Genomic DNA, 1,495 nt, shown 5'->3' on the forward strand with positions numbered 1-1,495 from the left:
CAATGCCGTGTAGTTAGCGATGGGTGCCCGGTGTCAAGCGGTGCGGCTGGTCAGGATCTCGATGCTGATGGTGGCTTTGTAACTGGTCCTGTCGACGATGCCTTTGGCGTTGTATCTCGAGATGGCGCGTTTGACGACGCGTGGCCGGGTACGGATCCGCCGGTCGGGCATGAGGCGGGCCAGGATCCGACGGCCGATGGTGCCGACGAGGTCGATCGTCGTGCCGCTGATGATGCCCGCGGCCTGAATGAGCAGGTCGCGGGCGGTGTTCAGGGCGATGGTGAAACTGGCCCGGTCGGGGTCGGTATGTGTGGCGGTGGCGTCTGCCATCGCCAGTCGCAGGACCTGGTAGGTGACCAGCAAGGCGAAGACTTCCTGGGCGACGCCGGCCGGGGTCCGGGCCCGAAGGACCCGGCCGCCGAGAATGGTGGACTTGATCTCGAGGTAGGAGGTCTCGACCTCCCATCGCTCGTGATAAAGCTTGATCAGTTCGGTGGCAGGGTGGGTGCGGGGGTCGGCCAGCGTCGCGACGAGGCGGTAGGCGCCGGTGCGGTTCCCCTGGGAGGTGCCAACGGTGATCTCGCAGTCGATGACGCGGACCACCACGGCTCCGAGCCTGGACAGGTACGAGCCGTCCGGGAAACGTTCCAGGACCGGCAGTCGGCGGTGCTCCTTCACACGGACCAGGACGTGAGCGCCTCTTTGCGTGATCGCGTCTACCAGAGCCTGGACGGCGAAATTCCGGTCCAGCAGCACGATCATGCCTTCACGCAGGCTGCGGACCAGGCGTGGGGCATAGGACGTCTCTCCGACGGTGGTCGGCCCGAACACGGCGTCCAGGACGGTGCGGGTGCCGCAGGACACCAAGATGAGCAGGCGGAGTGAGGGATATCCCGCTCCACCGTTGTTGCCCCGGTGCTTGGGGAACTCGGCCTGGTTCGCCGGGCTGTCGGGCACGGCCATCAGCGTGCCGTCGACCGCGCAGACGAGCAGCCCGCGCCATCGCGTTCCCACAGTGCCGATCCCCGCGGCCGGCCCGCGCAGCAGGTCGAACAAGCGCCGCAGTGGCGCGGTCCCGATCCTTCTGCGGGCCTGTGCCAGTGCGCCGGCAGTCGGAGTCGCCGTCTCCATTCCTTCCAGGCCGGCGGTCAACCGCTGCCACACCTCCTGCCAGCCGAGCCCGGGAAACAAGGATCCAGCCAGCAGCAGGTACACCACCACACGCGAGGGAAGGGCGCGTATCCGATGCTGAGTTCTGCGGGTCTCGGCCAGCACCTCGTCGACCATCTCGAACGGGACGATCCGCGTTAACTCGCCCAGATGGCCCGGCGCGAACGGGCCTGCAGCAACCGCTACCTCATGAGAAATGACAGACTTGGCGTCCAATGGAGCTCCTGCTGAACAGTGATCTTGGTCGACACGGTTCTAGCAGGAGCTCCATCTCTGCTTCAGGCACCTTGACACAACAGCTCAGCCCCTAACTACACGGCATTGG

1 protein-coding gene is annotated in these 1,495 nt (G+C 66.0%); it reads right to left on the reverse strand.

The features are described from left to right. Nucleotides 1-33: 33 nt before the first annotated feature. Nucleotides 34-1,386: an IS4 family transposase gene (locus tag ACGFZN_RS39935; protein WP_393863394.1), complete on the reverse strand. Its 1,353-nt coding sequence runs from the start codon at nucleotides 1,384-1,386 to the stop codon at nucleotides 34-36. Between the last annotated feature and the right edge of the window lie 109 nt (nucleotides 1,387-1,495).

The sequence above is a fragment of the Streptomyces sp. NPDC048192 genome, assembly GCF_043202415.1.
Classification (GTDB): domain Bacteria; phylum Actinomycetota; class Actinomycetes; order Streptomycetales; family Streptomycetaceae; genus Streptomyces.